Raw genomic sequence first — 7,120 nt, 5'->3', positions numbered from 1 at the left:
CCAGCGTCGTCGAAGGGATCAACAACACCATCAAGGTCATCAAGCGCAGAGCCTACGGGTACCGCGACGAGGAGTACTTCTTCCTCAAGATCCGCGCCGCGTTCCCCGGTAATCCTCGATGAACCAAGAAAAAGCCAGGGTCGGCGCGCAACTCCTCGCGCGCCGACCCTGGCCCATCAGCGTTGCTTAAAGCGTCACGCTATGCGCGCGTATTTTCTTCCCATGCGACGTGCCGCCTGCCGCGGGTAAATCCGCTCCCCGCGCCGGTGCGCCGTTCGCCACGAAATACGGTGCATGCGATCGAGCAAGCGCTTCGCGCCCGCGGATGCGATCCGCGATCTTCTCCGCGATCATGATGGTCGGCGCATTGAGGTTGCCGGTCGTAATGCGCGGCATGATCGACGCGTCCACCACGCGCAGGCCGTCGAGTCCATGCACGCGGCCTTCGCCGTCCACCACGGCCATGTCGTCGTAGCCCATCGCACACGAACACGACGGGTGATAGGCGGTTTCCGCGCGGTTGCGCACGAAAGCATCGATCTCGGCGTCGCTCTTGAGCGCCGCGCCGGGGTTCAACTCGCGTCCACGAAACCGGTCGAGCGCGGGCTGCGCAATGATTTCCCGCGTGATGCGAATCGCATCGCGGAACTCGCGCCAGTCGAGCGCCTCGGCCATGTAGTTGAAGAGAATCGACGGATGCTGGCGCGGATCGCGCGAGCGCAGTTTGACGCGCCCGCGGCTCGGCGAGCGCATCGAGCCTACGTGCGCCTGGAAGCCGTGCATCTTGATCGCATTGCTGCCGTTGTAGTTGATCGCAACGGGCAGGAAGTGATACTGAAGGTTCGGCCACGGATCGTCGTCGCGCGTGCGAATGAAGCCGCCCGCCTCGAAATGATTGCTCGCGCCAATGCCGGTGCCGCGCAGCATCCATTCAAGGCCTATTGCCGGTTGATTGCGCATCAGGAGCGCAGGATAGAGCGAGACGGGCTCCTTGCACTCGTACTGCATGTACATTTCCAGGTGATCCTGAAGATTCTGCCCGACGCCCGGCAGATCGAGCACCACGGGAATGTCGAGTTCGCGCAGCCACGCGCCAGGACCGACGCCCGAGCGCTGCAGGATCTGCGGCGAGGCGATCGCGCCCGCACACAGCAGCACTTCGCGGCGCGCGTAGCGGGTCACGCGCGCGGGCCCGTCGAGAAAGACGACGCCACATGCCCGCTTGCCGCTGAACAGAATGCGGTCCGTCACCGCGTGCGTGACGATGTCGATGTTGGGCCGATGCTTTGCCTGATCCAGATAGCCGCGCGCAGTGCTCGCGCGCCGGCCTTTTGCGGTCACGGTGCGGTCCATCGGCCCGAAACCTTCCTGGCGGTAGCCGTTGAGGTCGTCGGTGCGCGCATAGCCCGCCTGCACGCCCGCCTCGATCATTGCCTCGAACAGCGGGTTCACGCCCGGCTTGCTCGTCGTCACGTGAACGGGACCTTCGCCGCCGTGATAGTCGTTCGCGCCGACGTCGCGCGTTTCGGCCTTGCGGAAATAGGGCAGGCAGTCCAGATAGCTCCAGTTCTCGAGCCCTTTGCGCTCGGCCCAGCCGTCGTAGTCGAGCGCATTGCCGCGGATATAGCACATGCCGTTGATGAGCGACGAGCCACCCAGCCCCTTGCCGCGCCCGCATTCCATGCGCCGGTTGTTCATGTGCGGCTCGGGGTCGGTTTCGTAGGCCCAGTTGTAGCGGCGGCCCTGCAACGGGTAGGCGAGCGCCGCGGGCATCTGCGTGCGGAAATCGAAGCGGTAGTCGGGACCGCCCGCTTCGAGCAGCAGCACCGTCGCGTCGCGGTCCTCGGTGAGGCGCGCGGCAAGCACGTTGCCCGCCGATCCCGCGCCGATGATGATGTAGTCGTACTCTTGCGCTGCCATGCAGGACTCCCTCAGAAAACGGGCTGATACGGTCCCAGTTCCACCTGGACGGATTTGAGGCGCGTGTAGTGCTCGAGCGTGGTGATGCCGTTTTCGCGGCCCACGCCCGACTGCTTGTAGCCGCCCACGGGCATTTCGGCGGGGGACTCGCCCCACGTATTGATCCAGCAGATGCCGGCTTCGAGCCGATGAATCACGCGGTGCGCGCGAGAGAGGCTTTCGGTCACGACGCCGGCGGCCAGGCCGTAAAGCGATTCGTTGGCGCGTGCGATCACTTCCGTTTCGTTGGCGAAGGCGAGAATGCTCATCACCGGGCCGAAGATTTCTTCCTGCACGATGCGCATGTCGTCGCGGCAGCCGGAGAACACAGTGGGCTGCACGTACTGGCCGCGCGCGAAGTCGCCCTGGGTGAGGCGCGCCCCGCCCGCGAGCAGCCGCGCGCCTTCGCGCTTGCCGCTTTCGATATAGCCGAGCACCTTGTCGAGCTGCGCGGCGCTCGCGAGCGGCCCGAAGTTGGTGGCGGGATCGGTAGGATTGCCCACGCGGATGCGCTTCACGCGTTCGAGCACGAGAGCCTCGAACGCGGCAATCACCGATTGATGGACGAACACGCGCGTGGCGTTGGTGCACACCTGGCCCGCGCTGAAGAAGTTGGCGGTCACGGCGATATCGGCGGCGCGCTCGAGGTCGGCGTCTTCGAAGACGATGAGCGGCGACTTGCCGCCCAGTTCCATCGTGACTTCCTTGAGCGTGGAGCCGCCCGCGGCCGCCATGACCTTCTTGCCTGTTTCTACACCCCCCGTAAACGAAATCTTCTCGATGCCGGGATGCACGCTCAGCATGGCGCCCACGCGGCCGTCGCCATGGACCACGTTGAACACGCCGGGCGGCACGCCTGCCTCGATATAGATCTCAGCGAGCTTCGAAGCCGAAAGCGGCGTGATCTCGCTCGGCTTGAAGATCATCGCGTTGCCGGCGGCGAGCGCGGGCGCCGATTTCCAGCAGCCGATCTGCAGCGGATAGTTCCATGCGCCGATGCCCGCCGTGACGCCCAGCGGCTCGCGCCGCGTGTAGACGAACGAGCTTTCGCGCAGCGGGATTTGCTGGCCTTCGAGCGCGGGCGCGAGGCCCGCGTAGTACTCGATCACGTCGGCGCCGGTGGCAATGTCCACGCTGCGCGTTTCGGCGATGGGCTTGCCGGTGTCGCTGGTTTCGAGCGCCGCGAGTTCGTCGTTGCGCTCGCGCAGCAACTCGACCGCGCGCCGCAGCACGCGCGAGCGCTGCATGGCCGTCATCGCGGCCCAGACGCGCTGGCCGTTGCGGGCCGACTGCACGGCGCGGTCGATATCGGCGGCGCTCGCGTGCTGGACCGTTGCGAGCCTGGCGCAGGTGGCGGGATCGTAGGTGTCGAAGGTTTCGCCGCTGGTGGCGTCGGTATAGGTGCCGTCGATGAAGAGGCGTTGCAGGGGAAAGAGGGACATCGATGGGCTCCGGGCCGGGTTATCTGGTCGACTTGCCTGAGCGCGGCTTGGCGCGCGCTTCGAGCAGCAGGTCGATGTAGTCGTTGGCCACGCGCAGCGCGGCCTTCGTTTCGAACGGTTCGCCCGTGAGCGCGCCGCGCAGCCAGAGGCCGTCGATCAAGGCGGCGAGTCCGCTTGCGGCGCGCCGGGCCGTAGCGGCCGGCAACACCTTCTCGAACTCCGCGCAGAGGTTCGAATGCAGCCGCCGCGTGTTGACGCGCTGCAGCCGGCGCAGTGCGGGCTGATGCATGCTCTCGGCCCAGAACGCGAGCCAGGTCTTCATGACGGGTGCGTTCACCTGCGAGACGTCGAAATTAGCCGCGACGATGGCGCGCAAACGCGCACGCGGTTCGTCTTTCGCGGCGAGGCGACGCCGCACCGTGGCCTCCCAAAGGTCGTGCAGCACGTGGCGCATGGTGGCTTCGAGCAGGCCGTCCTTGCCGCCGAAATAGTGACTGACGATGCCAGTCGAAATTTTCGCGTGCTGTGCGACGGTCGCCAGCGTCGTGCCGGAGAGACCCGACTCGTCGATCGATTGCAGGGTGGCGTCGATGAGTTGCGCGCGGCGCACGTCGCGCATTCCGATCTTGGGCATGGTGATTCCAGGCGATTCGGGGAGGTTTCCACTCTAGGTATTTTTTATTGAATGTTCAATCAATAAAAACGTAGAAATGGCGGGATCGGCGCATTTTACAAAGTCCGCGTCGGATTACCGATGATCGCGCTGCCGGAACCCCTCGAGAGGCCCGCCGGATAACGGATTGCGCCTGTTTTACAGGGGTTTTTCCGGCGCTGGCGTGTCGCGTTAGCGCCAGCGCGTGTCGTGTCTGCGCAAGTCGGGCGAGATTTGGACTTGTACGTTTTGATCCACCGCGCAAGCCGCCACGCGTTGCCGGCGCGGCCCGACAACCTGTATCGCCAGACCAGAGAGACCCGACACCATGAGAAAACTGAATGCGGTGGCACTGAGCGGCATCGCGGTGACATTGAGCGCTGTCTCGACCGCGAGCCATGCCCAAAGCAGCGTCACCCTGTACGGGATCATCGACGCGGGCGTGACCTACGTGAGCAATGCGGGCGGCTCGCATCAAGTGAAATTCGACGATGGCATTGCGCAGGCGAACCGCTGGGGCCTCAAGGGCACAGAGGATCTCGGCGGCGGCCTGAAGGCCGTGTTCCAGCTGGAGAGCGGCTTTCACCTCGGCAACGGGCAGATTGCCAACGGCGGCTCGCTTTTCGGCCGTCTGGCTTATGTCGGACTCCAGAACGATTGGGGCACGCTCACGTTCGGCAATCAGGCCGACATGACGCAGGAGTTCGTCTACCTCTACAACGTCACGGCGTGGGCGAGCGGCTACGCGATCAACCAGGGCGACTTCGACCGCATGAACGGCGACCATCTGCCGAACGCCGTGAAGTTCATGTCGAACACGTTCGGCGGCTTCCAGTTCGGAGGCATGTACTCGTTCAGCAACACGCCCGGCGACTTCCACACCGGCAGCGCCTGGAGCGTGGGCGCGCAGTACCAGAACGGCCCGTTCGCGATGGGTACCGCGTACACGCAGCTGAACAACCCATCGGGCATCTACGCGTTCGACCCGTACAACATGATCGGCGTGCGCACGTTCTTTGGCAGGCCGACCGTCAGCGTCGATCCCGCCACCGGCGCGGTGAGTTCGCTCTACTCGGAGACGCCGTTCCCCGTGGACAAGCAGGCCACCTTCGGCGCGGGCGCGAGCTACGCCATCGGCGACGTCACGCTCATGGGCGCTTTCACGTACACGCAGATCAAGGCATTCGGCGAGAGCGAGCACATGCAGGTGGGCGAGGGCGGCGCCAACTGGCAGGTGACGCCCGCGTTCAGCGTGGCGGGCGGCTACCAGTACACCCACTTCGACGGCCACCACTGGAACCAGCTTTCGGCGGGGATGCATTACCTGCTTTCGAAGCGCACGGACGTGTACATCTCGGGCGACTGGCTCAAGGCCTCGCAGGGTGTGGATGCGGTGATCGGCTATAGCTTCACACCGTCTTCCACCACCACCCAGGCCGACGTGCGCATTGGCTTGCGTCATCAGTTCTGAGCGGACAGGCGGGTGCTTTTCCGCCGCAAAACATCGGGAAAACCCGCAGTAAAACCCTCGCGAACCGTCCGCCAGCGTCGCCCGCAGCCCCGGCTGGCGAGGCCGTCCAACGGCGATGGCGTTTTTGTTCTATCGGCTGCCATGGCCTCTTTGGTCTACTTGCACCCAAGCTCATCCATGCGCTCAGCGCGAAGGGAAGTCAGATGAACGTCAGCGTTTTCGACCTGTTCAAGATCGGGATCGGTCCGTCCAGCTCGCATACGGTCGGCCCGATGGTCGCCGCGTGCCGCTTCGCGTCCCATGTCGAGGACGCCAATCTGCTCGCCTTTGTGCGCCGCGTCAAAGTCGAGCTGTACGGCTCGCTCGGCGCGACGGGCAAGGGCCACGGCACCGACAAGGCCGTGCTGCTCGGCCTCGAAGGCAACCTGCCCGACTCGATCGATCCCGACCAGATCGAGCCGCGCCTCGCTGCCATTCGGCGCGAGAAGACGCTCGTGCTGCTCGGCAAGCAGACCATCCGCTTCGACGAAAAGGAGTGCATCGGCTTCTTTCGCAAGACGATGGGCGGCGCGAACACGCTGCACTCGAACGGTATGCGTTTTCAGGCCTTCGACGAAAACGGGCAACTGCTCGTCGAAAAAGAGTACTACTCGGTGGGTGGCGGCTTTGTCGTGAACCGCGACGGCGATCGCGTGAACGGTGTGCGCAGCGGACGCGACGTGCCATATCCGTTCCGCACCGGTGACGACCTGCTGCGCGCGTGTAAGGAGAGCGGGCGCTCGATCGCCGAAGTCACGCTTGCGAACGAATGCGCGGCACGCTCGCCGGAAGACGTGCGCGAAGGGCTGCTCGTGATCTGGCGCGCGATGGCCGCCTGCGTGGAGCGCGGCTGCAAGATGCACGGCGAGCTGCCCGGCCCGATGCACGTGAAGCGCCGCGCCGCCGATCTCTCGGTGCATCTGCGTTCGCGCTCCGAGGAGTCGCTGCGCGATCCGCTTTCGATGCTCGACTGGGTCAATCTCTACGCCATGGCCGTGAACGAAGAGAACGCGGCGGGCGGCCGTGTCGTCACGGCGCCCACCAACGGCGCGGCGGGCGTGATTCCGGCGGTGCTGCACTACTACGTGAAGTTCGTGGCGGGCGCGAATGAAGACGGCATCGCCAACTTCCTGCTCACGGCCGCGGCCATCGGCATCATCTACAAGGAAACGGCGTCGATTTCGGGCGCGGAAGTGGGCTGTCAGGGCGAAGTGGGCGTGGCGTGCTCCATGGCCGCTGCCGCGCTCGCAGCCGTCATGGGCGGCACGCCGCGCCAGGTGGAGAACGCCGCCGAAATCGGCATGGAACACAACCTCGGCATGACCTGCGACCCCGTGGGCGGCCTCGTGCAGATTCCCTGCATCGAGCGCAACGCCATGGGCGCGATCAAGGCGATCAACGCCGCGCGCATGGCGCTCAAGGGCAACGGCGAGCATTACGTCTCGCTCGACAACGTCATCAAGACGATGCGCGAAACGGGTGCCGACATGAAGACGAAATACAAGGAGACGTCGCGCGGTGGTCTCGCCGTGAACGTCATCGAGTGCTAACTGAAGC

6 protein-coding genes are annotated in these 7,120 nt (G+C 65.0%); 3 read left to right on the top strand and 3 right to left on the bottom strand.

All coding sequences use genetic code 11. The features are described 5' to 3' along the window. The coding region (locus AB4Y42_RS32005; protein WP_166966332.1) for a transposase at positions 1–122 on the top strand (122 nt) is incomplete at its 5' end. A 64-nt stretch (positions 123–186) separates the two neighbouring features. Here AB4Y42_RS32005 and betA read toward each other — a convergent pair. From betA to betI, 3 genes are read right to left on the bottom strand one after another with little or no spacing between them, the layout of a single operon-like run. Further along, positions 187–1,920, bottom strand: a complete 1,734-nt coding sequence (betA, locus tag AB4Y42_RS32000) for a choline dehydrogenase (protein WP_368696415.1) — start codon at positions 1,918–1,920, stop codon at positions 187–189. A gap of 11 nt (positions 1,921–1,931) precedes the next feature. Continuing rightward, positions 1,932–3,401, bottom strand: coding sequence for a betaine-aldehyde dehydrogenase (gene betB, locus AB4Y42_RS31995; protein ID WP_368696414.1), 1,470 nt, complete (start codon positions 3,399–3,401; stop codon positions 1,932–1,934). 19 nt (positions 3,402–3,420) lie between these two features. Next, a complete protein-coding gene (gene betI / locus AB4Y42_RS31990) occupies positions 3,421–4,035 on the bottom strand; it encodes a transcriptional regulator BetI (RefSeq protein WP_368696413.1) in 615 nt (204 codons plus the stop codon). 346 nt (positions 4,036–4,381) lie between these two features. Here betI and AB4Y42_RS31985 point away from each other — a divergent pair, with 346 nt between their 5' ends. Together AB4Y42_RS31985 and AB4Y42_RS31980 are read left to right on the top strand one after the other, a co-directional pair. Further along, positions 4,382–5,524, top strand: a complete 1,143-nt coding sequence (locus AB4Y42_RS31985; protein ID WP_368686787.1) for a porin — start codon at positions 4,382–4,384, stop codon at positions 5,522–5,524. Positions 5,525–5,727: 203 nt separating this feature from the next. Further along, entirely contained in the window at positions 5,728–7,113 is a 1,386-nt protein-coding gene (locus AB4Y42_RS31980; RefSeq protein ID WP_368686788.1) for an L-serine ammonia-lyase, read from the top strand. Positions 7,114–7,120 lie beyond the last annotated feature (7 nt).

The sequence above is a fragment of the Paraburkholderia sp. EG286B genome (genome assembly GCF_040965655.1).
Classification (GTDB): domain Bacteria; phylum Pseudomonadota; class Gammaproteobacteria; order Burkholderiales; family Burkholderiaceae; genus Paraburkholderia.
This window is presented reverse-complemented; position numbering and strand designations above follow the sequence as displayed.

Coding starts and splice junctions, on each gene's coding strand:
- AB4Y42_RS31985 (WP_368686787.1), top strand. CDS start 4,382: ATGAGAAAACTGAATGCGGTGGCACTGAGCGGCATCGCGGTGACATTG.
- AB4Y42_RS31980 (WP_368686788.1), top strand. CDS start 5,728: ATGAACGTCAGCGTTTTCGACCTGTTCAAGATCGGGATCGGTCCGTCC.
- betI (WP_368696413.1), bottom strand. CDS start 4,035: ATGCCCAAGATCGGAATGCGCGACGTGCGCCGCGCGCAACTCATCGAC.
- betA (WP_368696415.1), bottom strand. CDS start 1,920: ATGGCAGCGCAAGAGTACGACTACATCATCATCGGCGCGGGATCGGCG.
- betB (WP_368696414.1), bottom strand. CDS start 3,401: ATGTCCCTCTTTCCCCTGCAACGCCTCTTCATCGACGGCACCTATACC.